This is a genomic window from Thioalkalivibrio sp. ALE28 (genome assembly GCF_000377425.1).
In the GTDB taxonomy this organism is placed as follows: domain Bacteria; phylum Pseudomonadota; class Gammaproteobacteria; order Ectothiorhodospirales; family Ectothiorhodospiraceae; genus Thioalkalivibrio.
Window position 1 is genome coordinate 261,689 of the sequence record NZ_KB898094.1, and the last position, 24,467, is coordinate 286,155.

The 24,467-nt window shown below is 66.0% G+C and carries 22 protein-coding genes, 4 tRNA genes and 1 other RNA gene; 19 read left to right on the forward strand and 8 right to left on the reverse strand.

From position 1 onward, the window contains the following. Positions 1-78: 78 nt before the first annotated feature. The 3 genes from pdxH (at position 79) to D105_RS14470 (ending at position 1,088) form a co-directional block, all read left to right on the forward strand. Positions 79-723, forward strand: a complete 645-nt coding sequence (gene pdxH, locus D105_RS0103330; RefSeq protein ID WP_018867016.1) for a pyridoxamine 5'-phosphate oxidase — start codon at positions 79-81, stop codon at positions 721-723. Positions 724-814: 91 nt separating this feature from the next. Beyond that, positions 815-904 (forward strand) — tRNA-Ser (locus D105_RS0103335). Between the two features lie 53 nt (positions 905-957). Then, positions 958-1,088: non-coding RNA, RtT sRNA (locus D105_RS14470), on the forward strand. 261 nt (positions 1,089-1,349) lie between these two features. On the opposite strand, the gene D105_RS0103340 is transcribed toward D105_RS14470, so the two are convergent. Then, positions 1,350-1,424 (reverse strand) — tRNA-Val (locus tag D105_RS0103340). A 233-nt stretch (positions 1,425-1,657) separates the two neighbouring features. On the opposite strand from D105_RS0103340, the gene D105_RS15020 reads away from it, so the two are divergent. The 7 genes from D105_RS15020 (at position 1,658) to D105_RS0103370 (ending at position 7,228) form a co-directional block, all read left to right on the forward strand. Next, a tRNA-Ser gene (locus D105_RS15020) sits at positions 1,658-1,817 on the forward strand. A 69-nt stretch (positions 1,818-1,886) separates the two neighbouring features. Continuing rightward, positions 1,887-1,976: transfer RNA gene (locus tag D105_RS0103345), tRNA-Ser, on the forward strand. Between the two features lie 292 nt (positions 1,977-2,268). After that, on the forward strand, positions 2,269-4,341 hold the full coding sequence (locus tag D105_RS0103350) for a SulP family inorganic anion transporter (RefSeq protein WP_018877482.1): 2,073 nt from the start codon (positions 2,269-2,271) through the stop codon (positions 4,339-4,341). 122 nt (positions 4,342-4,463) lie between these two features. After that, on the forward strand, positions 4,464-5,153 hold the full coding sequence (locus tag D105_RS0103355; RefSeq protein WP_018877483.1) for a Bax inhibitor-1/YccA family protein: 690 nt from the start codon (positions 4,464-4,466) through the stop codon (positions 5,151-5,153). A 98-nt stretch (positions 5,154-5,251) separates the two neighbouring features. Then, positions 5,252-6,223 (forward strand): D-2-hydroxyacid dehydrogenase, encoded by a 972-nt coding sequence (locus D105_RS0103360; RefSeq protein WP_018877484.1) that lies wholly within the window; start codon positions 5,252-5,254, stop codon positions 6,221-6,223. A 5-nt stretch (positions 6,224-6,228) separates the two neighbouring features. Further along, entirely contained in the window at positions 6,229-6,447 is a 219-nt protein-coding gene (locus D105_RS0103365; RefSeq protein ID WP_018877485.1) for a SlyX family protein, read from the forward strand. Positions 6,448-6,451: 4 nt separating this feature from the next. Further along, positions 6,452-7,228 carry a class I SAM-dependent methyltransferase gene (locus D105_RS0103370; protein ID WP_018877486.1) on the forward strand — a complete coding sequence of 259 codons (777 nt, stop codon included), beginning with the start codon at positions 6,452-6,454 and terminating at the stop codon, positions 7,226-7,228. 18 nt (positions 7,229-7,246) lie between these two features. On the opposite strand, the gene D105_RS0103375 is transcribed toward D105_RS0103370, so the two are convergent. Continuing rightward, entirely contained in the window at positions 7,247-7,807 is a 561-nt protein-coding gene (locus D105_RS0103375; protein WP_018877487.1) for a hypothetical protein, read from the reverse strand. A gap of 73 nt (positions 7,808-7,880) precedes the next feature. Between D105_RS0103375 and D105_RS0103380 the strand changes: the two genes are divergently transcribed. The 3 genes from D105_RS0103380 to cyaY all read left to right on the forward strand — a co-directional run bounded on the left by D105_RS0103380 (position 7,881) and on the right by cyaY (position 9,263). Continuing rightward, a complete protein-coding gene (locus D105_RS0103380; RefSeq protein ID WP_018867022.1) occupies positions 7,881-8,216 on the forward strand; it encodes a hypothetical protein in 336 nt (111 codons plus the stop codon). Next, positions 8,216-8,602, forward strand: coding sequence for a DUF423 domain-containing protein (locus D105_RS0103385; protein ID WP_018877488.1), 387 nt, complete (start codon positions 8,216-8,218; stop codon positions 8,600-8,602). The genes D105_RS0103380 and D105_RS0103385 overlap by 1 nt, the downstream gene beginning before the upstream one ends. A 337-nt stretch (positions 8,603-8,939) precedes the next feature. Continuing rightward, entirely contained in the window at positions 8,940-9,263 is a 324-nt protein-coding gene (cyaY, locus tag D105_RS0103390; protein WP_018867024.1) for an iron donor protein CyaY, read from the forward strand. A 34-nt stretch (positions 9,264-9,297) separates the two neighbouring features. On the opposite strand, the gene D105_RS0103395 is transcribed toward cyaY, so the two are convergent. The 3 genes from D105_RS0103395 to serS form a co-directional block, all read right to left on the reverse strand. Further along, positions 9,298-9,732: a hypothetical protein gene (locus D105_RS0103395; protein WP_018877489.1), complete on the reverse strand. Its 435-nt coding sequence runs from the start codon at positions 9,730-9,732 to the stop codon at positions 9,298-9,300. Between the two features lie 28 nt (positions 9,733-9,760). Continuing rightward, positions 9,761-10,774: a thioredoxin fold domain-containing protein gene (locus tag D105_RS0103400; RefSeq protein WP_018877490.1), complete on the reverse strand. Its 1,014-nt coding sequence runs from the start codon at positions 10,772-10,774 to the stop codon at positions 9,761-9,763. Between the two features lie 82 nt (positions 10,775-10,856). Beyond that, a complete protein-coding gene (gene serS, locus D105_RS0103405; RefSeq protein WP_018867027.1) occupies positions 10,857-12,143 on the reverse strand; it encodes a serine--tRNA ligase in 1,287 nt (428 codons plus the stop codon). A gap of 224 nt (positions 12,144-12,367) precedes the next feature. Here serS and D105_RS0103410 point away from each other — a divergent pair, with 224 nt between their 5' ends. From D105_RS0103410 to D105_RS0103425, 4 genes are all read left to right on the forward strand, one after another. Next, a complete protein-coding gene (locus D105_RS0103410; protein ID WP_018877491.1) occupies positions 12,368-13,864 on the forward strand; it encodes an FAD-linked oxidase C-terminal domain-containing protein in 1,497 nt (498 codons plus the stop codon). 37 nt (positions 13,865-13,901) lie between these two features. Further along, on the forward strand, positions 13,902-14,852 hold the full coding sequence (locus D105_RS0103415; RefSeq protein ID WP_018877492.1) for a diguanylate cyclase domain-containing protein: 951 nt from the start codon (positions 13,902-13,904) through the stop codon (positions 14,850-14,852). Positions 14,853-14,893: 41 nt separating this feature from the next. Continuing rightward, on the forward strand, positions 14,894-15,859 hold the full coding sequence (locus D105_RS0103420) for a sensor domain-containing diguanylate cyclase (RefSeq protein WP_018877493.1): 966 nt from the start codon (positions 14,894-14,896) through the stop codon (positions 15,857-15,859). Positions 15,860-16,070: 211 nt separating this feature from the next. Beyond that, the gene (locus tag D105_RS0103425) at positions 16,071-17,375 is read left to right on the forward strand and encodes a citrate synthase (RefSeq protein WP_018877494.1); all 1,305 of its coding nucleotides are present in this window, start codon (positions 16,071-16,073) and stop codon (positions 17,373-17,375) included. Positions 17,376-17,479: 104 nt separating this feature from the next. Here the strand turns inward: D105_RS0103425 and D105_RS0103430 are convergent, their stop codons facing one another. Continuing rightward, complete coding sequence (locus D105_RS0103430; protein WP_026280398.1) at positions 17,480-18,868, reverse strand: TolC family outer membrane protein; 1,389 nt, start codon at positions 18,866-18,868, stop codon at positions 17,480-17,482. A gap of 401 nt (positions 18,869-19,269) precedes the next feature. Here D105_RS0103430 and D105_RS0103435 point away from each other — a divergent pair, with 401 nt between their 5' ends. Then, positions 19,270-19,944, forward strand: a complete 675-nt coding sequence (locus D105_RS0103435) for a transglutaminase-like cysteine peptidase (protein WP_038032697.1) — start codon at positions 19,270-19,272, stop codon at positions 19,942-19,944. 13 nt (positions 19,945-19,957) lie between these two features. Beyond that, complete coding sequence (locus tag D105_RS0103440) at positions 19,958-21,865, forward strand: LapD/MoxY N-terminal periplasmic domain-containing protein (RefSeq protein WP_026280399.1); 1,908 nt, start codon at positions 19,958-19,960, stop codon at positions 21,863-21,865. A 202-nt stretch (positions 21,866-22,067) separates the two neighbouring features. Here D105_RS0103440 and D105_RS0103445 read toward each other — a convergent pair whose 3' ends face one another. Together D105_RS0103445 and D105_RS0103450 are read right to left on the reverse strand one after the other, a co-directional pair. Further along, on the reverse strand, positions 22,068-23,933 hold the full coding sequence (locus D105_RS0103445) for a retention module-containing protein (RefSeq protein WP_018867035.1): 1,866 nt from the start codon (positions 23,931-23,933) through the stop codon (positions 22,068-22,070). 142 nt (positions 23,934-24,075) lie between these two features. Further along, positions 24,076-24,405 (reverse strand): hypothetical protein, encoded by a 330-nt coding sequence (locus tag D105_RS0103450; protein ID WP_018877497.1) that lies wholly within the window; start codon positions 24,403-24,405, stop codon positions 24,076-24,078. Positions 24,406-24,467 lie beyond the last annotated feature (62 nt).

The following is a 24,467-nucleotide window of genomic DNA, read 5'->3' on the forward strand; positions in this document are numbered from 1 at the left end:
CAGCGAAACCGCGACAAATTTCCGAATCCGGCGCGCCGCCGTATGATGGGCGCCTCTCGCTCAAGCACGAGGCCCCTCATGACGACCGCCGACCACCGCCACACCCGCCGCGACTACACCCGCGCGGAACTGCGTCGCAGCGACCTTCAGGCCAACCCGCTCGGCCTGCTCAACGACTGGCTGGAGGCCGCGCGCGAGGCCGGCAACCCCGACCCGACCGCCATGATCCTCGCCACCGCCGATGCCGATGGCCAGCCGTCCGCACGCACGGTGCTCCTGAAGCATGTGGATGCCGACGGGCTTGCCTGGTACACCGACTCGCGCAGCCGCAAGGGCCAGGACCTCAACGAGAACCCGCGCGCCGCGCTCCTGTTCTACTGGCCGGAAACGGAGCGCCAGATCCGCATCGAGGGACCCGTCGCCGCCCTGCCCGCCGATCTCGCCGACGAGTATTTTCATCAGCGTCCACGCGGCAGCCAGCTCGCCGCCGCCGCCTCCACCCAGAGCCACCCGGTCGCGAACCGCGACGAACTGGAGCAGCGCGTACGCGCGCTGGAACAGCAGTATCCGGATGGCGACATCCCGCGCGACCCCGCCTGGATCGGCTATCGCCTGCAACCGGAGCTGTTCGAGTTCTGGCAGGGGCGCGCCAACCGCCTGCACGACCGGTTCCAGTACCACCGCGTCGGGAGCGACTGGGAAATCACCCGCCTGATGCCATAGGCATCCCCGGCGGCCGCTACCGCTCGCCCGGCCGAATCTGCTAGGATTCGCTCCGCCGTGGCGGCTCGACCCCGCCCGGTTCAGCAAATACGGAGAGGTGCCGGAGCGGTCGAACGGGGCGGTCTCGAAAACCGTTGTACGCGCGAGCGTACCGAGGGTTCGAATCCCTCCCTCTCCGCCAGATCAAAGCAAAGGGGCCCAAGTGGCCCCTTTCGCATGTCTGGCCCCTGAGGTTTCAGGATTCGAACCCGAGGAATCGAAAACGATGGTTCGACTGGCAGCGCGAAGCGATGCCAGAACGTCACCGCAGGTGACGACCCGAAGGGCGAGGCGCACCGCGCCGAGTAATCCCTCCCTCTCCGCCAGATTCAAGCAAGGGGGCCCAAGTGGCCCCTTTTGCATGTTTAGCCCCTGCGATTTCAGGATTCGAAGCCGAGGAATCGAAAACGATGGTTCGACTGGCAGCGCGCAGCGATGCCCGAACGTCACCGCAGGTGATGGTTCAACGCGCCCGGCATGGCAAACCGGGTAACCGTGCCATCCAGGCCGGCGATTCGGCTTCGCCACTTCACAGGCACAAAAAAAGCGGCCCGGTTTCCCGAGGCCGCTTTCCTGTGATCCGAATCTGGTGGGCGGTACTAGGTTCGAACTAGTGACCCCTGCCGTGTGAAGGCAGTGCTCTACCGCTGAGCTAACCGCCCGGAACGCGGACAAGATTAGGGTTCGCGCGCCCGAACGTCAAGCATTACGTGCCGCATTTCCCCGCGATCCTTGGCTCCAGGCGGCGCAGCCGCCGCAGGACGTTGCCGTCAGGCAACGCCCGAAGGGTGAGGCCCACAGGGCCGAATCCATCCCTCCCTCTCGCGGCCGCCAGGCCACGCAGCGCGCCCACCGGTTGTCAGCCCGAGCCCCGTACCAGACAATGCCCGATCTCGGAGAGGTGGCAGAGCGGTTGATTGCACCGGTCTTGAAAACCGGCAGGGGTGAAAGCCCCTCGAGGGTTCGACAAGGCGGCGCAGCAGCCGCAGGACGTTGCCGCCAGGCAACGCCCGAAGGGTGAGGCCCGCAGGGCCGAATCCATCCCTCCCTCTCGTGGCCGCCAGGCCACGTAGCGCGCCCACCGGTTGCCAGCCCGGGCCCCGTACCAGACAATGCCCGACCTCGGAGAGGTGGCAGAGCGGTTGATTGCACCGGTCTTGAAAACCGGCAGGGGTGAAAGCCCCTCGAGGGTTCGAATCCCTCCCTCTCCGCCATTCCCCCCGGCCCCGCCATTCCCCCTCCCCACTCGCCGCACCCTCCCCGCACCCCACACATAGCCCTTCTAACATGTTTCACATAGAACAAGTTAGATAGAAGAAAATGACTGAAGGCACTATAATCGGCGCCGTTTTCCCGCTTACGCCCGCGAACCTCCAGCGGGCCCAGCTCCGGCTGCCAGTTCTGTGACGACGGCCCTGGCACGCCCCGCCCCGGAATACCTTCCGGCGCCCCAGCCCTGGTTTCGGCCGTCGTCGTTTCTCACGAACTGGCCAAGCGAGTGACCCGATGAATCCGATCCTGCTGCGAGTGTTTCCCTTTCTCGGCTGGCGCCCGACCAAGCAAACCCTCAACGCGGATCTCATCGCCGGGATCTCGGTCGCCCTGGTCCTGATCCCGCAGTCCATGGCCTATGCGCAACTGGCGGGGCTCCCGCCGGTCTACGGGCTGTACGCTTCTCTGCTTCCTGTCATGGTGGCCGCCCTGTGGGGCTCTTCGAATCAGCTGGCGACCGGCCCGGTGGCGGTAGTTTCCCTGCTGACAGCCTCGGCACTGATACCGCTGGCGGCCGAAGGGTCTTCCGAATTCATCATGCTCGCCATCGCCCTGGCGTTCATCGTTGGCGTGATCCAGTTGCTGCTGGGGCTGTTCAAGCTGGGGGCGCTGGTCAGCTTCATTTCGCATCCGGTCATCGTCGGATTCACCAATGCGGCCGCGATCATCATCGCCCTGTCTCAGGTGAACAAGATTCTGGGCGTGCCGATCGATACCAGCGGCCATTTCATGCTCGGTCTTTGGGGCGTGCTCATGGAACTGGGCAGCGTGCACTGGCCAACCCTTGCGTTCGGGGTTGGTGCGATCGCCCTGATGGTCGCGATGAAGCGTTTTACGCCCAAGGTCCCCGGCGTGCTGGTCGCGGTGGTCGTGGCAATCCTCGCGAGCTGGGCGATGGGCTATGAACAAAAGGCCGAGACCTCCATCGAGCAGATCGCCCCGGCCGAGGTACTGACGCTTGCCCAGAACATCGAGCGCGAAAGCGCCCGCCTGGCCGACCTGGACGATCAGATCCGACGCCTGGAGGCCGAACTGCAACAACAGGAAGGCGCCGAGGCCGTCCGCCTGCGCCACGAGGCCGACCAGCTGCGCCTGGAGCGCGAGGAACTGCGCCCCGAACTGGCGGCCATGCGCGACGAGATCCGCGACCTCACCCTGCGACGGGTGCCCGGCACCGATGACGAACCCGCCCGCTTCATTGCCGACGAACACCTGACCGACGCCGAACGCGAGCGCGCCGACCGGGCTGCCTGGCGCATCGAGCGTGTGGGCGACGACACCGTGCACCTGAACGGGGGCGGAGCCGTGGTCGGCAATGTGCCTCAGGGCCTTCCCGGCTTCTCGATTCCGGAGATCAGCTTCGGCACGTTCACGACACTCCTGACCACCGCCTTCGTCATTGCCCTGGTGGGCTTTACCGAGGCCATCGCGATTGCCAAGGCCATGGCGGCCCGGACCGGCCAGCGGCTGGACCCCAGCAAGGAACTGATGGGCCAGGGCCTGGCGAATATCGCGGGTGGCTTCACCCAGGGGTACCCGGTCAGCGGCTCGTTCTCCCGCTCGGCCGTGAACCTGAATTCCGGCGCGAAGACCGGACTCTCGTCGGTCTTCACCGCCGTGATCATTGGCCTGGCGCTGCTGTTCCTGACTCCGTTGATCTATCACCTGCCGCAGGCGGTCCTCGCAGCCATTATCATGATGGCGGTGGCCGGCCTGGTGAACTTCAAGGCCATCAAGCACGCATGGGTGGCCAACAAGCACGACGGCGCCGCCGCGATCGTGACCTTCATCGCCACGCTCGCCATGGCCCCGAACCTGGACTACGGCATCCTGACCGGTGCCGGCCTGGCCATCGTGCTCTACCTGTACCGCACCATGCAGCCGCGCGTGTCGGAGCTGGCCCGCTACGAGGACGGCACCCTGCGCGAGGCCCAGCGCTATGGCCTGGAGACCAACGAGAAGGTCGGCATGATGCGCTTCGACGGCTCGCTCTACTTCGCCAACGTGCCGTATTTCGAAGACGCAGTGCTCGACCTCGTGGCACGGCACCCGCAGGCAAAGTACCTGATCGTCGTCGGCAAGGGCATCAACGAGATCGATGCCTCCGGCGAAGAGGTCATCCATCAGCTGGTGCATCGCCTCAAGGCGCGCGGGATCACGCTGGTATTCGCCGGGGTGAAGGCGCAGGTCATGGAGGTGATGCAGCGCACCGGGCTGGACGAGATCATCGGCGAGGACAACATCTTCAAGTCCACCGATCACGCCGTGAAGACGATCTCCGAAAAGGTCGGCGAACCCATCAAGTAGGGGAGGCCAGCGCCCGTTGTCCCACGGCCGGACGGATCTCCCGGACCGGCTGTGGAAACACTGCAACCGGGCGCGCTTGTCGCTACACTGTGGCTCATTCGAATCCATTGAGGAGTTGACCCGTGTCCCGAGACCAGATCGTCCGCTCGAGTCGCAACCCGTCCAGCACTGGCTCCATCAGCGAGACCATCTCCACCAACAAGGTGATCCGGCAGACCTACATGCTGCTGTCGCTCACCCTGGCGTTCAGCGCGGTGACCGCGTTCATCGCCATGGCGGTCAATGCGCCGCCGGTGCACTGGATCATCATGCTCGGCGTGCTGATCGGCGGCCCGTTCGCCATCCACGCCGCCCGCAATTCGGCACTGGGCATCGTCCTGACCTTCGCCTTCACCGGCGTGCTGGGCTTCTTCCTCGGCCCCATCCTGAGCATGTACCTGGGCCTGCCCAACGGCCCGCAGATCGTCGGCAACGCCTTCGCCGCCACGGCCATCGTGTTCGTCACGCTCTCCGGCTACGCCCTCGCCACCAAGAAGGACTTCAGCTTCCTCGGCGGCTTCCTGGTCGTCGGCCTGATCGTGGCCCTGCTGGCCATCGTCGCCAACCTGTTCCTGGCGATCCCGGCACTCTCGCTGGCCATTTCTGCAGCGGTCGTCCTGCTGCTGTCGGCGGCCATCCTGTTCGACACGAGCCGGATGATTCACGACCCCGAGGCCAACTACATCGTGATGACCGTCTCGCTGTACGCCAACCTCTACGTGATGTTCCTGCACCTGCTGAACCTGTTCCACGCCTTCATGGGTGACAACTAAAGGTCCGGCGCCAACCGCAGGAACACGTTCAAGGGCCCCGCATGGCGGGGCCCTTTTCATTGGACACCCTTGTCACAGACTCCCGGGGAATTCGGCCCATGACCCAGCTCCAGCGCGGCGTCTTTCTCGACCTGAACACAGTCGACCGGGACGATCTCGACCTCACCGAACTCCGCACCTGCCTGCCTGACTGGACCTTCCACGACCGCACGCGTCCCGACGAGCGCGCTGAACGCATCGCGGACGCCGAGGTGGTGATCACCAACAAGGTCGAGCTGGATGCCGACCTGCTGGCCGCCGTTCCCCGCCTGCGACTGATCTGCGCCGCCGCGACCGGCTTCAACAATATCGACGTGGCCGCCGCCCGCCGACAGGGCATCGTCGTCAGCAACGCCCGCGACTACGCCACCGACTCCGTGGTGCAGCATGTCTTCGCCCTGCTCCTGACGCTGGTCACCCGCCTGGATGCCTACCGCGCCGATGTCCGCGCCGGTCGCTGGAGTGCCTCGGACCAGTTCTGCCTCCTTGACCACCCCATCGGCACCGTGGCCGGGATGCGTCTCGGGATTATCGGCTGGGGCGTGCTCGGCAGAGCGACCGCCCGGGTCGCCGAGGCCTTCGGCATGGAGGTCCTGGTCGCCGAGAGCCAGGACCCCGCTCGCGAGGCGAACGAAGGTCGCGTACCGCTGGAACGCCTGCTCGGCCAGTGCGACGTCATCAGCCTGCACTGCCCTCTCACGCCCGCGACCCGGCACCTGATCGACGACGCCGCCCTCCAGCGCATGCGCCCCGGCAGCCTGCTGCTGAACACCGCCCGCGGCGGGCTGGTCGAGCCCCACGCGCTGGCCCGCCATCTGCGCAGCGGCCATCTCGGCGGTGCCGGTATCGACGTCCTGGAGCCTGAGCCCCCGCCGCCGGCTCACCCCCTGCTGGCAAACGACCTCCCGAACCTCGTCCTCACACCCCACACCGCCTGGGCCGCCCGTAGCGCCCGACAACGCGTAATTGACGAAGTCACAGCCAATATCCGCGGCTTCGCAAGCGGTGCACCCCGCAACGTGGTGGAATGACACACATGGACACCGAAGCCCTGCAACAGCGAATCGAGGACCTAGAGATCCGCCTGGCCCACCAGGAATACACCCAGGAGGAGCAGGCCCGCATCCAGATGGAACTGCAGCAGGCCAATGCCGACCTGAGCCGGCAGGTCCAGTGGCTGCGCGACCGCCTGCGTGAGCTTGAGGAACGCGGGGGCGGGCCCGAAGGCGCCGAACCACCCCCACCGCACTACTGACCCCATGGTGCTGACCGTACGTGCGGCTCCCGGGCACGACAGCGCTGCCGACACACTGCGCAAGGCCCTCGAGGCGCGCGGCTACCGGCACGGCGGCGAGGCGCGGCTGGTCCTGGAAACGGGCGATCACGGCCTTCAGCTCATCCGCGAGGACGTCCAGCCGGCGCTGCGACTGCACCTCGACTTCGCGGCCGGACGCCAGGGCTATCGACTGGCCCATGCCGGCCATCAGCGCGAAGGCCTGATCCGCGCCTTCGGGAAGCTCCCGCGCGACGGCCACGTACTGGATGCCTCCGCCGGTCTCGGGCGCGACACCCTGCTGCTGGCCGCGCACGGCTTTCGCGTGACCGCCTGGGAACGTCACCCCGTGGTGTATCGCCTGCTGGCCGATGCCCTGGCGCGCGCTGCAACCCACCCGGATCTGGCCCCCGTCATCCAGCGCATCACCCTGCTCGAGGGCGGCGCCGACCCCTCGGCCGTGAGCCCGCCCCCGATGGCCGCGGTCTTCGACCCCATGTTCCCGGAGCGCGCCAAACGCGCCGCGGTCAAGAAGGACATGCAACTGATCCAGGCGCTGATGGCGGATACGGCCGACCCCGACGCCGAACAGACCCTGGCCACCCTGCGCGGCCGCGTGGAGCGCCGCGTGATCGTAAAACGCCCGCTGCACGCCCCGGCACTCGGACCGGACGCGCCACTGGCCAGCGTCAAGGGCAAGAGCGTGCGCTTCGACCTCTATTCAGCCACCGGGCCCGCCGAAGCAACCGCCGCGACCTCCTGATATCGCTCCTCGCTTGTTTCAGGGGCTGCCCAGGATCAGCCGGTCCTCCCCCGCGAACCGGTAGTCCGGGATGGGCAGGTTGCGGCGGGCGTTCTGATCCGCGTAGACCCGCCCGGCCCCGTCATAGCGTCCGCCCCGGCAACGATCGACGAACCCGCCACTCCAGCCATCGGCTTCCTCCGGGTGCACCAGGTCCAGCTCGCAGCCCAGGTCCGTCCCCTCGCCGATCACCACCAGCCATTCGGGGCGGAAGCTGCGCAGCGGCAGGTCCAGCCCGTCCGGCTGCTGGCCCCGGCGCGCCGCCGGGTCCACCAGCTCCTCGTCATCCGCCAGTGCGGCCTGCCAGGCGGCATCACGATGCACCACCAGGACATGCCGGTTCCCGTGGACAAAGCGCCCCGCCTCGCCCGGCGCGATCTCCGCAAGGTCCACCCGAAGGGTGTCGCCGCGGGTATCCACCGACCCGGAAAACGCGTACCGCAGCATAACCCCCACCAGCAGCAAGGCGGCCCCCAGCACCATCAGTTTCATGAGCGCGCGGATCCGCACCCGCGTCAGTGAATCGTTCCCGGTTTGCACCCTGATCTCCGTTTTTCTCGCCCACCGGCGAAAACGCTTTGCCTGAACGCAAGTCACCCCTACACTATGCGGCATGAGAGGACCCAACCGTTCCAACCGCACCTACGTCGGCCTGTACAACGACATGTACGGCGGCATGACCCCCATCGGCAATTTCATCCGTGATGCCTGGGTATTCGGCATCCTCCCGGAAACCGAAACCTGCGACGGCTGGGATGTCTCGCGCATCCAGATGCTGCACGACCAGGTCAATGCCGAATGGGACAAGTACGACCTGCGTATCAGTAATCTCCCGCCGGAACTGCGCGAACGCCATGAACGCATCCACCAGGAAGCGATCGAGCGCGCCCGGGAACACGGCTGGGTCGCCGGACAGGACATCGACAGCGAGATGGGCGACGACGCCTGATGGTCGCCGGCGAGCCCCTGATTCGCCCCCTGATCGTCATCGCCGGCCTGCTGGGCGGCATTGCGGTCGTGCTCGGTGCCTTCGGGGCCCACGCCCTCCAGGAACGCCTCTCGGAGCACGCGCTGGCGACCTGGCACACCGGCGTTCAGTACCATTTCATCCACGCCCTGGCCCTGCTGCTGGTCGCCGCGCTGTGGGCGCATCTGGCCAACGCCTGGGCCGCGGCCAGCGCGGTGGCCTTCGTGATCGGCATCCTCCTGTTCTCGGGCAGCCTGTACGCCCTCGCACTCGGGGCGCCCCGCATCCTCGGGGCCATCGCGCCACTCGGCGGGACGGCCTTTATCCTCGGCTGGGCGGGGTTGGCCATTGCTGCCTGGCGCGGCTGACCTAGGGAGACGCTGATTGAATCGCACGTCCGCGTTGGTGCCCCCTGTTTTCCGAGACAAGGCGCGTCGTGCAGCGGGTAGTGGTTCTACCCGCAAGCGGCGCAACGCAGGATCGGGGAACAGGGGGCTCCAACCCCACAAGCTATTGAAAGCAGGGGCTCGGCCGCTTTTGCGTGGGAACGGCGTTGCGGTTCCCTTGTGCAGAGTGACTGCACGGCAGTCACCGCGCCTTGTTCGCACGCAAAAGCGACTCGAGCGCGGACGTGCGATTCAATCAGCGTCTCCCTATAATCGCGCCCTGCCTGACCCCAACCTTCACCACCGGACCGAGCGCCCCATGAGCCAGACCTCCTTCGCCGTATTCGCCGAGAAAGCCCTGGACGACATCCAGACCCGCCTGAGCGACCAGAGCGCGCTGGACGACCTGGATATCGACCTGATCGACGGCGTGATGACCATCGAATTCGACGACGGCGCCCAGCTCATCCTGAACCGCCAAGAGGCCGCCGAGCAGATCTGGCTGTCCTCCCCCGAGGGTCCGGCCCACTTCGGCTATTCCGAGGAGGAAGGTGCCTGGATCGATGACCGCAACGGCGAAGACCTGCACGCGACCCTGGTGCGCGTGATCGAGCAGAAGCTGGGCGTGCCGGTCGAACTCTGAGGCGCCGCCGCCGGGCGCCCGAACTCGACAGCTCCTAGTCGCCCTTGCCCGACCCCTTGTCCGTATCGTCCTGCCCGGCTGTGGCCCGATCCGTGGGCCGATCAGCGGCGGCGGGCGGCTCGTCTTCCAGCGCGCGCAGGTGCGCCTCGACCTCGGCCAGCACCGGGTGCGGCTTGTCCTGTTCCAGCGCCACGTCGATCGCCCGCAGCGCCTCCACCGCCTGCGGGTCGCCCCGCAGCGGCATGCGTGCCACCCCCAGCGCCAGCATCCGGAACTGGCGGAATACCAGATAGCTGACGGTCGCCACCACCAGGGCACCCCACATGTTGTCCTGGAACCACAGCCACACCGCTATACCGTAGCCCCCGAAGGTCAGCACGAAGATCCCCAGCGCAACGCGGTGGGAACGGGCCACGATGCCTTCCAGCACCTCGCGGTTGCGGATCACGAAATCACGTTCGAAATGCAAGGGGCAGTTTCCTCGGTTCGGGGTGTCGTCAGGGACGCGCCGGCTGCTGCGCCCGCCAGCGTTCGAAGGTCGGGTATTCCTCGTAGCCCCGCGTCAGCACGTAGTCCATCACGTTGCGCAATCGATTCAGGTGAACCACGGAGTCGATGCGGATGATCTCCTCACCCTGTTCGTCGAAGAAGATCAGGGTCGGCGCCCAGTGTATATCCAGCGCCGCTGCCCACTCCTTCGGGTTCGTGCGTTCCCCGCCGGGCGTCAGCACCGGGGTATCGGCATCGTCGGCATCCAGCTGCACCGCATCCATCAGCGCGATGCGTTCCAGCACCTCGTCCTGTTGCAGCGGCTCGGAATGCAGGATATCGCAGGCATGGCAAGCCTCGCGCTCGAAGAACACCACCAGCGGCCGATCCGCAGGGATCCGGCTGCGATCCAGCGCATACGGCGGGTTCGCGAAAAAGTCGCGCTGGTTGATGTCGTCCAGGTCAAATTTCGGCGGCGGGTCGGCCCGGTCCAGGTAGTCGCGGAAGCCCCCCTCCCGGTCGTGGCGGTCAATCACGTACTCCAGCAGCGCGCGAAAACGATACGGCGGGTAGTAGCCACGCATCTGGTGGATGCGCTCGCCCTCCTCGTCGTAGAAGGCAATCGAAGGGGTGAAGTTGAGCCGCTGTTCGGCCGCGTAGCGCCGCTCGATCCAGGTCTCGCCATCGAGATCGGTAACTTCCCGCGTCCCCAGGGCATCAATCGCGACGACATTGAAATGCGCCGACAGATACTCGCGGATGTCGTCCTGCGCGAAATTCTTGTCGAACAGCGCCTCGCAGTAGGGACAGTCGTCCATGCCGAAGTAGACCGCCAGCCCCATCTTGCCCTGCTCGACCGCATCGTCCAGGTCCTCGCGCAGGTCCAGGAAACTCAGTTCGAACCAGTCCGGCGTATGCAGGCCAATCGGCCGCGGCGTGTCGTCGAAGACCAGTCCTTCATCCGCCCCGGCCCCCTCGTCCGCCGGCACGGGCGACGCCACAAGCATCCACGCCAGCATCATCAGCGCGAGACCGGCCAGCAGGCCGGGATGGCAAATTCGGCAAGACGGGCGTTTCACGTGGGCGGTTTTCCAAAAGGGCCTGCTACTCGGACGGCGGCTCCAGCACCGAGGTTCCCCCGAGATACGGACGCAGCTTTTCCGGGATCCGGATGGAGCCATCCGCCTGCTGATGATTCTCCAGCAACGCGACCAGTGCGCGCCCCACCGCGACCCCCGAGCCATTGATGGTGTGAACCAGCTCGGGACGCTCGCCGGCCTTCGGCCGGAAGCGCGCCTGCATACGCCGGGCCTGGAAGGCCTCGAAGTTCGAGCACGACGAGATCTCGCGGTACGCATCCTGCGCCGGCAACCAGACCTCGAGGTCGTAGGTGCGCGCCGCGGCGAAGCCCATGTCACCAGCGCTCAAGAGCATGACGCGATAGGGCAGTTCCAGTGCCTGCAGCACGGCCTCGGCGTGCCCCAGCAGGCTCTCGAGCGCCGCATCGGAGTCTTCGGGCCGAACGATCTGCACCAGCTCCACCTTCTCGAACTGGTGCTGCCGGATCAGGCCGCGCACGTCACGGCCGTAGCTGCCTGCCTCGGAGCGGAAGCACGGGGTATGGGCCACCATCCGCAACGGCAGCTCGTCGGCCTCCAGGATCTGGTCCCGCACCAGGTTGGTCAGCGTGACCTCGGCCGTGGGGATCAGGCGGTAGCGCTGATCACAGTCCACCGAGAACAGATCCGCGTCGAATTTCGGCAACTGGCCGGTGCCCTCCAGCGACTCGGGATTCGCCAGGTAGGGCACATAGGTCTCCTGGTAGCCGTGCGAGCCGGTGTGCAGGTCCAGCATGAACTGGGTCAGCGCCCGGTGCAGCCGGGCCATCTCCCCGCGCATGACCACAAACCGCGACCCGGCAACACGAACGGCCGCCTCGAAATCCAGCCAGCCGCCCGGCAGACCCAGATCCACGTGATCCCGCGGCGTGAAGTCGAAATCCGCCGGCGTACCCTCGCGCCGGATTTCCACGTTGGACTTCTCGTCCAGGCCGTCCGGCACATCCGCCTGCGGCAGGTTGGGGATCCCCATCAACAGCGCGTCCAGTTCCTCCTGCACCCCGTGCAGGTCGGTCTCGCACTGCTTGAGCTCGTCGCCCAGGCGCCCGACCTCGGCCTTCAGCGGTTCGATGTCCTCGCCCCGGGCCTTGGCCTGGCCAATGCCCTTGGAGCGGGTATTGCGCTCGGCCTGCAGCTCCTGGGTGCGCACCTGCAAGGCCTTGCGCCGCGCCTCCAGGGCCTCGAAACGTTCGCGGTCCAGGGTGTACCCCCGACGCTCGAGCGCGGTGGCGGTCGCATCCAGATCCTGACGCAGGCTGCGGATATCAAGCATGACGGCTTTCCAGTACGGGGTTGCGGGAACGACGGGGAAGTCTACGGTCGCGGCCCCGTGGCGTCCACGGGCACCGAGCCCGGAGACGCCCACCCCGCACAGCCCGGCGGCCGCGGCCAGACCGGAAACCCGACCTGTCCACACCACATGCCCGGTTCGCGGAAAAGGCCTACAGTTTATGCGATCACATCGCGTGTACCCAGCAGGTCCCTACCATCGAAGCCATGAGTGCACATCCGTCCATCGACCCGACCGAGACCGCCACGCAGGCACTGGCCACGGTCATCGAGACCCTGGCGAACGCGTTGCCCGCCGACGCCCTGGTCACCGAGACCGCGGAACGCCGCGCCTACGAGTGCGACGGTCTCTCTGCCTACCGCCAGATCCCCGGGGCGGTCGCCCTTCCGCGCACGCGGGAAGAACTCCTGACCTGCCTGCGGGTCTGCCGCGAACACGGGGTGCCGATCATCCCGCGCGGCGCGGGCACGGGGCTGTCCGGCGGCGCACTCCCGAGCGAGACCGGACTGCTGCTCTCCATGGCCCGCTTCAACCGCATTCTCGAGATCGACGCGGACAATCGCTGTGCCGTGGTGCAGCCGGGGGTGCGCAACCTGGCGATCTCCGAAGCCGCCGCACCCCAGGGCCTATACTACGCCCCCGACCCTTCCTCGCAGATCGCCTGCTCCATCGGCGGCAACGTCGCCGAGAACGCGGGGGGCGTGCATTGCCTCAAGTACGGGCTGACCGTGCACAATGTCATCGGGCTGGAGATCGTCACCCTCGACGGCGAGACCATCCGGCTAGGCGGCAAGACCCTGGATACCGCCGGCCTGGACCTCCTCGCCTTCATGGTCGGTTCCGAGGGCATGCTGGGCGTTGTCACCGAGGTCACCGTCCGCCTGCTGCCACGCCCGGAACGCACCCAGGTCCTGCTCGCCAGCTTTGCCGACGTGGAATCGGCCGGGCGTGCCGTGGCCGGGATCATTGCTGCCGGGCTGGTCCCGGCCGGGCTCGAGATGATGGACAACGCCGCCATCCGCGCGGCGGAGGACTTCGTCCATGCCGACTATCCGACCGACGCGGCGGCCATCCTGCTGTGCGAACTCGACGGGACCAATGCCGAGGTCTCGGAGGACATCATGGTCGTGCGCAAGAAACTGCTGGACCTGGGCGCCACCGAGGTGCGCACCGCCCGCGACGATGCCGAGCGTGCCCGCTTCTGGGCCGGGCGCAAGGCGGCGTTCCCCGCCGCCGGCCGCATCTCGCCGGACTACTACTGCATGGACGGCACCATCCCGCGCCACCAGCTCGGTACCGTGCTGGAACGCATCAACGGGCTGTCACAAGAGCACGGCCTGGGGGTGTGCAACGTGTTCCACGCCGGCGACGGCAACCTGCACCCGCTGATCCTGTACGACGCCAATCAGCCCGGACAACTGGAGACCGCGGAGACCTTCGGTCAGCAGATCCTCGAGCTGTGCGTGGAGGTCGGCGGCACCGTCACCGGGGAACACGGCGTCGGTGTGGAAAAGCTGGACGGGATGTGCGTGCAGTTCGCCGCCCCGGAGCTCGAACAGTTTCACCACCTGCGCCGTGCGTTCGACCCGCTGGGCCTGCTCAATCCCGGCAAGGCCGTCCCCACCCTGGCACGCTGTGCCGAGTTCGGGCGCCAGCATGTACACGGCGGCCAGGTGTCGCATCCCGATCTGCCGCGTCTGTAGGATGCCAGCCCCGAACCCACCGCACGCGACCGCTACCATGTCCGACACGACGCTGGCCACCCCGCTGGCCGACGAGTTCTCCGGTGCCGTCGATGCCACCCTGAACGCGCTGCAGGCCCTGGTCCCACTGGACATCTGGATGCTGACGCGAGTCGAGGCCGACGACTGGATCGTCCTGCACACACGCGGGCGGGCCCCACGCTTCCATCCGGGTGCCGCGTTCAGCTGGCAGCACTCCTACTGTGTCCACATGCACGCCGGCGAGGGGCCGAACGTGGCCGCCGATGCGCGCAGCGTGCCCGCCTACGCCAGTGCCCCCATCAATGACATCGCGGCCATCGGCTGCTACGTGGGATTCCCCCTGCACGACGCCGAAGGCCAGCTGTTCGGCACCCTGTGCGGTCTGCACCCCGAGCCCGTGGATCCCGCCATCGAACGCCACGAACCGGTCATCCGCGCCCTGGCCGAATCCCTGAGCCACGTGCTGCGCCTGAGCCAGCGCGCCGAGGTCCTGGACCGCCTGCGCCAGCACACAGCCCTGTCCGTGCACAGCGACCCGCTGACCGGGGTCCTCAATCGGCACGGATGGGAGCTCGCGCTGGAGGCCGAAGAGACCCGATGCCAGCGGCTCGGACAACCCGCCGGGATCATCGCGCTGGATTTCTTTCCGGAGGGCTTGTCCTCCGACGGGGCCGAAGGCCACGACGACACCGAACTGGTGCGGGCGATCCTCGCCCTGCAGGAGCGGGCACACCCCACCGACCGGATCGGACGCCTGGGTGGCGGCCGCTTCGCCCTGCTCGCGAGCGAGATGAAGAACCCGTCGCTCGCGGAACGCGCCCGATCACTGCAACAATATCTGGCGGATCAGGGCATCCCGGCCAGTGTCGGGTACGCAGCACGCGAACCGGGCACCGGCAGCCTCGCAAGCGCCCTGCAAAACGCCGCACGCGGGAAACGCAACGCGCCACAACCCACGTCTCCCTGAACCACCCGTCCCGCCCCAGCGCTCGCTCGACAGGACACACCATGGCCCGGACCTTCGACCCAGCCGACCCTTCGCACACCCCGTTCAATCTCGGGGTCGATCACACCCTGAAGCTGCTCCACCGCCTCGCGCCGCTGGATGTCTGGATGCTGACCCGCATCGAGGACAACGAGCAGATCGTGGTGCGCGCCGACGATCACGGCTACGGGATTGAACCGGGCACCGCCTTTGACTGGGGCAACTCCTTCTGCATCCGCATGCTGGCCGAGCGCGGCCCGCGAATCGCTCCGGACGTGACACAGGTGCCCGCCTACCAGGAAGCACTCGCCGCGCAGACGGATCCACCCGCCATTGGCAGCTACATCGGCTTTCCGGTACACGACCGCGAGTACGGCATGTACGGCGTGCTGTGTGCAATGCATCCCGAGCCCGTCTCCCAGGCGATCGAATCGCGCGCGGGGGAGATCGAGTCCGCGGTTCAGGTGATCGAGGCACTGCTGCGACAACGCCGCCACATCGACGAACTCGAACGCGAAGCGCTGATCCTGGAGGCCTACAACGACAGCCTGACCGGTACCCGCAACCGCCGCGGCTGGCAGATCGCGCTCGATGCCGAGGAACAGCGCTGCCAGGACCACAGCCTTCCGGCGGGCATCATCGCCCTGGATCTCGACCACCTGAAGGCGGTCAACGACCGCGAGGGCCACGACGCCGGTGACCGGATGATCCAGACGGCAGGCCAGGCCCTGCGGGACGCCAGCCGCGAGATCGACGTGGTCGCGCGCCTGGGCGGCGACGAGTTCGGCGTGCTCCTGCCGGAGACCCCGGCGGACTACCTGCCCGAGATCGCCGACCGGCTGCGCGCGGCGCTCCTGGCGGCAGGTGTCGAGGCCTCCATTGGCTACGCCTGCCGCACCGTCAGCGGCTCGCTGGCCGCCGCCCAGAGCAACGCCGACGCCGCCATGTACGCCGACAAGCGCCAGCGCCGCGGCCCATCCGCCCGCTGATCGCCGCAGGCCTGGGAAACACTGATCCATCGGCGGCACCCGCGGTGCACACCGCCTGCACCCCGCAGTCGCGCAAGCGCCGCGCGACGGGTGTCCAGAACCGGCCGCCCGTCCCGCTCCACCCCGCCCGACACCCGCTGCCGCAGGCCCGCCTTTGGTTTACCATTGGGGTCTTCGCATCCGGGCGACCCCAATTCCACGAGGCCGTTTCATGAGCAAAACCGTCACGCTGACCGACAACACCACCGGCAAGAGCATCGAGCTGCCGATCCAGGAGGGCTCGCACGGCCCCAACTGCCTGGATATCCGCGCCCTGTACAAGGAGCTTGGCTACTTCACCTACGACCCGGGCTTCATGTCCACGGCCAGCTGTCGTTCGGACGTCACCTTCATCGACGGCGACGAAGGCACCCTGCTCTATCGCGGCTACCCCATCGAGCAACTCGCCTCCGAGAGCACCTACCTCGAGGTCTGCTACCTGCTGCTGAACGGCGAACTGCCCTCCTCCGACGATCTCCACGACTTCTCGCGCATCATCAAGGAACACTCGATGCTGCACGAGGCGGTGCGCCGCTTCTTCGACGGCTTCCGCCACGATGCGCACCCGATGGCGATCATGGTCGGCGTGGTCGGCGCCCTGTCGGCCTTCTATCACGACAACGTCGACGTCCATAACCCGGAGCACCGCCGCATCGCCGCGCACCGGCTGATCTCCAAGATGCCGACCATCGCCGCCTGGTCGTACAAGTACGCCCACGGCCAGCCATTCATGTACCCGGACAACAACCTGTCCTACACGGCCAACTTCCTGTCGATGATGTTCGGGGTCCCCAGCGAGCCGTACCAGCCGAACCCGGTGTTCGTGCGCGCGCTGGACCTGATCCTGATCCTGCACGCCGACCACGAACAGAACGCCTCGACCTCCACCGTGCGTCTGTCCGGCTCCTCGGAGGCCAACCCGTTCGCGGCCATCTCCGCCGGTATAGCCTCGCTGTGGGGTCCGCTCCACGGCGGTGCGAACGAGAAGGTCATCCGCATGCTCGAGGAGATCGTGAACTCCGACAAGAGCGTCGAGGACTTTGTCGCCCGGGCCAAGGACAAGAACGACTCCTTCCGCCTGATGGGCTTCGGCCATCGCGTCTACAAGAACTACGACCCGCGCGCCAAGATCATCCGCAAGATGTGCCACGAACTGCTCGCGGAAATGGGCGACATGGGCGCCGACAACCAGCCGCTGTTCGACGTGGCCATGGAGCTCGAACGCATCGCGATGGAGGACGACTACTTCATCGAGCGCAAGCTCTACCCGAACGTCGACTTCTATTCCGGCATCATCCTGCGCGCAATGGGCATCCCGCTGAACATGTTCACCGTGATCTTCGCCCTCGCCCGCACCGTCGGCTGGATCTCGCACTGGAACGAGATGATGATGGACCCCGAATCCCGCATCGGCCGTCCGCGCCAGCTTTACACCGGCTACCCCTCCCGCGAATACGTCGCCATCGAGCAGCGCTGAGCCAGAAGACCCGGCAGGCGTACCGATCGGCATGCCCTCCAACCGAAAAAGGGCCAGCCCTCAGGCTGGCCCTTTTTTGTGTGCCGGACATGCCCGGCGGTCAATCAGCGAAAGATGCTCTCGTGCCGGGTTTCCATCATCTGCGGTGCTTCCGGCGGGCACACCGAGTCCGGCTCGATGCGTGCACGCTCGTCGACCAGCCCCAGATCGGCAGCCGTCGGCATATCCCCACGCGAAATCTCCAGATACTCAAGCAACCGGCCAAGGCCGTTCAGCGCCCGTGCCTTCGCGATTTCCATGTCGTGCTGCGCGTTGATATAGGCGCGGCTCGCCTCGAAGTACTCGTTCTCGGTGTCGAGTAGGTCCAGCAGGCTGCGCTGGCCGATACCGAACTGCTGTCGGTATACGGTCCGCACACGGTCCGAGGAATCGCGATGCTGACGGAGGAAACGCAGCTGGCTTTCCAGGGAACGGACGTCGTTGTACGCCACCGATACGGTCTGACGGACGTTACGGCAGACCACTTCCTGTTGGTCACGCGCCTGATTGAACTCCTCCGTGAACTGGCGTACACGCGCCTGATCCGCTCCACCCCGGAAGAGGTTGAACGTCATCATCACCATTGCCGAGGTGTCGTGGACCCGGATGTCCTGCCGCTCCAGAAGATCGTTCTCGTAGGCGTGACGCAATTGCAGGTCGACCCGGGGGTGGAAGGCCGCACGGGCGACGTTGCGTTGCTCCTGCGCCGCCTCCATGTTCCTCAGGGACGCAAACATGGCCGGGTTCATGGTGACCGCCTCGGTCAGTGCCTCCTGCACCGTACCCGGGATGGGCTCTTCGGAGAACGTCCCGACGAGATCCGCCCGGCCATCGGCTGGCATCTGCCCGACCACGCGATAGTAGCGAGCATTGACATCATGCAGGTTCTGTCGCTCGGTCAGAAGATTGGATTCCGCAAGCGCGAGGCGGCCGGCCGCCTGTTCCAGATCCACGCCCCGGCCAACCCCGCGCTCGGTTTGATCGACGATCTGATCGTAGACGTCTTTGTGGGCGTCGTAGTTTTCCTGCGCCAGATCCACCAGCAGCCGCTGACGCTGGACGTCGGCAAACGCCCGAACAGCCTCCAGCGCAATATCCTCGGTCGCCTCCCGCAGCTCGAAGAACCGGACACGCTGGATCTCGCCAAGACGATTCACCTCGCTGGCAGTCTCGAACCCGTCATACAACATCTGCGTCAACGTAATATCCACGCCGCGCGGGTTACGCGAGAAGGTGTCGAAACCGTCGTCACTGTAACGCTGCCGCTGGTAACCCGCGCGCGCGTTGAGATCGATCTCCGGCATGAATCGGCCGCGCGCACCAGTCTGCTCTTCGCCGGCCGCACGAAATGCGTGCCACTGCGACTGGACCTCCGGATTGGACAGTACCGCCTCCATGGCGGCGTCCCGGAGTTCCTCTGGCGGCGCTGCATGCGCAGACACCCCCACCGCCATCGCCACGGCCGCCGTCAGGCCGACGAGAGCCCCCTTGCTGATCACAGTCCCGAATCGCTTCATCGCTCTTGTCCTTTCATTTGGCACGGACACCCCCCAGAACGACCTCTGCCGGGCTTTTTTCTTGCCGGTCAGAAAAGTTCTGGTTATCAAAACTTTTGAATACTAGGGACCACCCCCAGGTGGCACAACTCTCGCTTCCTTCGCCGGCTAACGCTCGCTAAACGGAAAACGAAAAAGAAGTGATATTAAGGATGATTTTCTCTTTGCGAATCTGGCTTTTGCCGTCAGCGTAGCCCATCATCGGGTGTGATGCGTAATCCGCTTTCACCGGAGGGCACGCCCACGTGCTTCTGTCTTGTGCCCGCACCCCCTCACAAGTGACCCGGCTGCTCGGCGTCGTGCTGATGCTGGCGCTGGGCACGTGGACCCTGGGTACTTCCGACGCGGGGCTCGAAGACTTCGCGCAACTGGAGGAGGTCGCCGCCATCCGGTACGGCCCGGAGACCGCGGAGCGGGTCCGTGAATGGCGCGAGTTGCTCGAATCGCTGGCAGACGAAGACGAGCAAACCCAGATCGCACGGGTGAACGAGTTCTTCAACCGTCTATTGCGTTATCAGGACGATCAGGTCACCTGGGGCCAGGAGGACTTCTGGGCGACGCCGCTGGAGGCCATGGACAAGGGTGCCGCCGACTGCGAGGACTACTCGATCGCCAAGTACGTCAGCCTGCGCAAACTGGGCATCCCGGATGAACGTCTGCGGCTCTTTTACGTGCGCGCCCGTATCGGCGGCCCGGGCAGCAACCTGAGCCAGGCCCATATGGTCCTGGGCTACTTCGAAACTCCGCGCGATGAGCCCCTGGTTCTCGACAATCTGATCACCCGTATCGAGCGCGCCGGGGAGCGCGACGATCTGACGCCAATCTTCTCGTTCAACAGTCGGGGCCTCTGGCCCGACGGCGCATCACAATCACAGGCCGACCCGACGGCCCGGCTGTCCCGCTGGCGCCGGGTCCTGGAACAGCTGGCGGAATACGGTCTCGATCTTGAACAACCCATCAACCCGACCCCATAAAGAGGGCGCAGGCATGACGTTGAGAAAACAACTCTGGATCGCAGTGGCCATCATCATGCTGCTCGCGCTGCTGGTGAGCATCGTCGCCAGCACGTTGTCGGCACGCAACTACCTGGCCCAGCAGATCCTGACCAAGAACATCGACAACGCCGCCTCGCTTGCCCTGTCGCTTTCCCAGCTGCCCAAAGACGACACGACCGTCGAACTGCAGATTGCCTCCCAGTTCGATACCGGCCACTACCGCCATATCCGGCTCGAGGATCCCACGGGCGATCTCATGCTGGAACGACGCAATCCCGAAGCGCCGCGGGGTGTCCCGATGTGGTTCATCGACACCCTGGATTTCGATGTCCGCCCCGGGGTGGCACAGGTGTCCGACGGCTGGTCGTCCTTTGGCACGCTGATCGTCGAGAGCCAGACCAATTACGCATACGAAGAACTCTGGGCCGGCACCCTTCGATTGACGGCAATCTTCACGGTGGGGCTCCTGGTCATCGGTTTACTGGGGTCGTTCCTGCTCGGACGACTCATCCAGCCCCTCCGGCAAGTCGTGGACCAGGCCGAAGCGGTCGGTGCACGCCGCTTCATTACCACCCCGGAACCGCGCACATGGGAATTCCGCGCCCTGGTACGTGCCATGAACCAATTGACCGAGCATGTCCGCGCCATGCTCGTTGAAGAGTCGAGACGACTGGAACGCCTGAAGACCCGACTGCAGCACGATGACGTGACGGGCCTGCTGGCTCGGGAGCCCTTTCTCGCCCGCCTGCAGGCCACGCTGGATAACCGACATGCGGGTTCCTCCGGCAGCCTCGTGGTGCTCCGCATCCACGACCTGGCCACGATCAACCAGATCGTCGGCCACCAGAATCTCGATGCGCTGCTCGCGCGAATCGCGAAGGTCGTGGAACAGGCCGTCGCCCATACCGAGTATGGCGCCGCCGGACGGCTCAACGGCTCCGACATCGCGGTCTTTGGTGACAGTATCGCGGACAGTCACCGCTTCGCGCAGTCCCTTCTGGGCGGCGTTCGGGATGCGCTCGGCGACGACGCACCCGACGCCCTGACGCTTCATGTTGCCGCGACCCTCTACCACCCTGAAGACACCACCGGGGAGGTTCTTGCGCGAGCGGATCTCGCGTTGGCACGGGCGGAACTGGAGCCCGGCGATGCAGTCGCCCACGAGCCCCATGCCGCCCTTCCCTATTCGGACCAGCATCAATGGCGGGCGGCCATCACCGACGCGCTAGACCAACACGGGGTCGAGCTGGGCCGGTTTCCGGTGATCGATGCCGACCAACAGCTGATGCATCACGAAGCGCCGATGCGCCTGTTACTCGACGGCGAACGGCGACCCGCGGGCTATTTCATGCCCTGGGCCGTGCGCCTCGATCTGATCCGCCGGCTCGACGACGCCGTCCTGGAAGCGGCCCTGTCTCAGCTGCAATCGCCCGACGAACGCCTGGCCATCAACCTCTCGGTCGACAGCCTGCGTGACACCCACTTCCGTCAGGCCCTCGAGTCCCGGTTGCAACTCGAACCCCAAGCGGCGGGGCGCCTGTGGGTCGAGTTCCCGGCTCGTGGTGCACTCGCACACCCTGCGGAACTTCGCGATCTCTGCCGCATCGCGCGCCTGACGGGGTTCACCGTGGGGCTCGAGCACGCAGGACCGGAAGCCTTTCAGGCGCACGACCTGACCACCTTTGGCCTCCATTATGTCAAACTGCAGGCTTCCCTGGTCCACGGCGTGCATCGCTCCAGCGAGACCCAGGCCCTGATACGCGGGCTTTGCACCCTGGCCCACTCCATCGGGATCCTTGTGATCGCCGAAGGCTGTGACAGCAGCGACGACATCGAACTGCTGATGGACGCCGGCATTGATGCCGTCACGGGGAGCGCCGTCCGGGAACCGACGCGTTAGGGAGACGCCGATTCAATCGCGCCGGATCGCTGGCTTCCGCATCTTCACTCGTGCAGGAGCCAGCTGGCCGCCCTGACCGGGCCAGCGACGGCCCGGTACTCGCCCCGCACGAACCCGCCTTTCTCAGGGATTCCCTTCCGGCACAGAAAAAGGCCCGGGCCGCACCGCGGCGCCGGGCCCTTGATCCCGATGGCAGAGACCGCTACTGATCGATAGAGAGGTGCCCGTTATCGATCAGGGTCTGGATAAAATCGTACGACGAGTCGAAGCCATCCATGCTGATCCCTTCCAGCGTGATGGCGTAATCGGCACCGCCCGCGTCACTCCCCAGCATGCCGCCCGAGCTGATGTGCAGCACGGTATCCTCGCCCTGCGCTTCCGCCATCAGGTACTGGTCGATCGTCTCCTGGCTCGCGCTGGACAGGAGCTCGCCGAGCGTGATCTGGGCACCGGGGTCGTTGCTCTCCAGGCTGAAGCCCTGGATCACGAAGCGCGCCGGATCCTCCATGCTGCCTTCACCACCCTGCGACACGACAAAGATGTCCTGATCCGAATCGACCGTCAGGAAATTCGCACCGAAGGAAAAGGCCTCTTCGCCACCCGCGGGATAGAACTCCGCATCCTCGCCCTGACCCACCTGCACCGAAAGGTCGACTGGCTTCACCGCGAACGCGCTTTCGTCCCCACTGGCTCCAGGACCCGTACTCCCGCCCTGGAATGCAATGAAGGCGAACGTCTCGCCACCAAGCTCCAGGAAGCCATTCTCATCCACATCGCTGGCCAGATCGCGGGCATCACCGATCCGCACACCCTCGGCGTCGTACAGGTGATAGGAACCGCCGTTAATGGCGCCCTGGACCTGGAACACGGCCGTATCGGTCGGGCTGACCAGCGTAAAGAGCAGGGCCTCGCCGAACTCGATCGCGTTGGGGTCATCCGAAGCCCCTTGGTGGTCGATCGCGAAAAAGCCATCCTGATGCGAGACGGCTGCACTCTTCGAACCGGTCTCCTTCAGGTTGTTCGCATTCGCCATCGTCCCCTGAACATCACTGCCGCCAACCGTGTGGGCAGAAGCCATCAGATCCGGCACCAGATCCGGCGGCTCTTCGCCACTCGGCTCGGGCACGGGAGCCACGCCACTACCGGTATCCACGAGATCGTCCATCCCGGACAGGACCACCGTGCCCTCGATCGTTACATTCAGCTGATTGCCATCCACCAGGCCGGCGCGAATCGCTGCGGCCCCGGCCTCGGTCAGGACCACCACCCAGTTGCCCGAGCCGTCCTGGGCCAGCACCAGGTAGGCTGTATCCCCACCCACGATGCTGTAGGCGATCGCCCCGGCCAGTGATGGGTCCAACCCGTCCAGATTCAGGACGTGAGACACATCGAAAACCACGTCACCCGCCGCGGCGTCATTCGCATCTTCGTAGCCGTATCCCGCTGTCACCGACACCGATACTGCAAGGGTCGGGTACGCGACAGGGGGGGGATCCACGGGCGGTGGATCGACAGGCGGCGGTTCGACCGGAGGCTGGTCTACCGATGGATCGGTCGGTGACGTACCGGGCGGAATGCCCGTCTCGATCCCTTCTCCCCCGGGAACCGCTACGGTCTCGCCCAAGGCGTCCGGCCGATCGAAGGCGTTCACCGGGAAGGTGTAGTTAATCGGCTCCATAGGCTCGCTAATGCGCGCGACGCGGACAAACCCGCCCCCTTCGCTCTCACCGCCCTCCAGGCCCGCTGCGGGAGGTGCGATCAGCTCATCCAGCGACTCACCGCGGTCGAGGGCGGCAATCACTTCTTCCGCCGTCGGGATCTCCGGATTATCGGCCCGCCCGCTCTCCGCCAGGGCCTCGCCCATCAGGGCCTGCTGGCCCTCGCCAAGCGAAACGGCGACACCGTCCATCCCTTCCAGTTCCACCGACGCGCCGCGCAGCGGGATCACTTCCTCGCCCGCATACACCGGATCGCCCACGGCAAGCACTCTCGAGTTGCCCTCGGCATCCCGCGCAATCACCGTCCCGGTCAACGCCTGTACGGTGGCCACCACAGCATTCACAGCCATTGTCCCCCTCCTACGCCGATCCTGCAGACCGGCCCATACGAACGCTCTCGCGTCCCGTCTCAATCCAGTTGTTGCGTATCACCCGATTGAGCGACCACAGACACACTCGACCCTATCGCGCCTCGTCTACTTGCCGACGGGCCTAAAGCAGGCCCTCATCGTCTTCCACCAGGGTCAGACGTTGCGCCGAGGCGCGAAGATCCTTGCGCCCCAGCAGCTTCTTCTGTGCGGCCTCCGGCAAATCCGTAAACCGGATCACGCCTTTGTCCGTGAGCACCTCGACCAGGTCCTCCAGCACGCGAATCAGCTCCAGGTCGGAGGCCTGCAACGCCGCCGGCGCTGCCTCCCCACCATCCCCGCCGAGAAACGCCAACATCTCCGGCGCATCCGCTGCCACGAACTCCGTGCAATCGGCATTCGCCTCGCGGCTCACCTGGTCGATCCTGCCTTCCGTATCCCGTCTCACATACATGCGCGGCCCCTCCGGCCGTTTCCGACTCAGCTTCCCAGACTACACCCCCAGACACGAAAAAG

Excerpts from the sequence above, each read along its gene's own strand:
- D105_RS0103420 (WP_018877493.1), top strand. The coding sequence starts at position 14,894 with ATGGCCCGGACCTTCGACCCAGCCGACCCTTCGCACACCCCGTTCAAT.
- D105_RS0103410 (WP_018877491.1), top strand. The coding sequence starts at position 12,368 with ATGAGTGCACATCCGTCCATCGACCCGACCGAGACCGCCACGCAGGCA.
- D105_RS0103445 (WP_018867035.1), bottom strand. The coding sequence starts at position 23,933 with ATGGCTGTGAATGCTGTGGTGGCCACCGTACAGGCGTTGACCGGGACG.
- D105_RS0103415 (WP_018877492.1), top strand. The coding sequence starts at position 13,902 with ATGTCCGACACGACGCTGGCCACCCCGCTGGCCGACGAGTTCTCCGGT.
- D105_RS0103440 (WP_026280399.1), top strand. The coding sequence starts at position 19,958 with ATGACGTTGAGAAAACAACTCTGGATCGCAGTGGCCATCATCATGCTG.
- pdxH (WP_018867016.1), top strand. The coding sequence starts at position 79 with ATGACGACCGCCGACCACCGCCACACCCGCCGCGACTACACCCGCGCG.
- D105_RS0103350 (WP_018877482.1), top strand. The coding sequence starts at position 2,269 with ATGAATCCGATCCTGCTGCGAGTGTTTCCCTTTCTCGGCTGGCGCCCG.
- D105_RS0103430 (WP_026280398.1), bottom strand. The coding sequence starts at position 18,868 with ATGGCGGTGGGGGTGTCTGCGCATGCAGCGCCGCCAGAGGAACTCCGG.
- cyaY (WP_018867024.1), top strand. The coding sequence starts at position 8,940 with ATGAGCCAGACCTCCTTCGCCGTATTCGCCGAGAAAGCCCTGGACGAC.
- serS (WP_018867027.1), bottom strand. The coding sequence starts at position 12,143 with ATGCTTGATATCCGCAGCCTGCGTCAGGATCTGGATGCGACCGCCACC.
- D105_RS0103385 (WP_018877488.1), top strand. The coding sequence starts at position 8,216 with ATGGTCGCCGGCGAGCCCCTGATTCGCCCCCTGATCGTCATCGCCGGC.
- D105_RS0103370 (WP_018877486.1), top strand. The coding sequence starts at position 6,452 with ATGGTGCTGACCGTACGTGCGGCTCCCGGGCACGACAGCGCTGCCGAC.
- D105_RS0103450 (WP_018877497.1), bottom strand. The coding sequence starts at position 24,405 with ATGTATGTGAGACGGGATACGGAAGGCAGGATCGACCAGGTGAGCCGC.
- D105_RS0103360 (WP_018877484.1), top strand. The coding sequence starts at position 5,252 with ATGACCCAGCTCCAGCGCGGCGTCTTTCTCGACCTGAACACAGTCGAC.
- D105_RS0103425 (WP_018877494.1), top strand. The coding sequence starts at position 16,071 with ATGAGCAAAACCGTCACGCTGACCGACAACACCACCGGCAAGAGCATC.
- D105_RS0103400 (WP_018877490.1), bottom strand. The coding sequence starts at position 10,774 with ATGATGCTGGCGTGGATGCTTGTGGCGTCGCCCGTGCCGGCGGACGAG.
- D105_RS0103380 (WP_018867022.1), top strand. The coding sequence starts at position 7,881 with ATGAGAGGACCCAACCGTTCCAACCGCACCTACGTCGGCCTGTACAAC.
- D105_RS0103365 (WP_018877485.1), top strand. The coding sequence starts at position 6,229 with ATGGACACCGAAGCCCTGCAACAGCGAATCGAGGACCTAGAGATCCGC.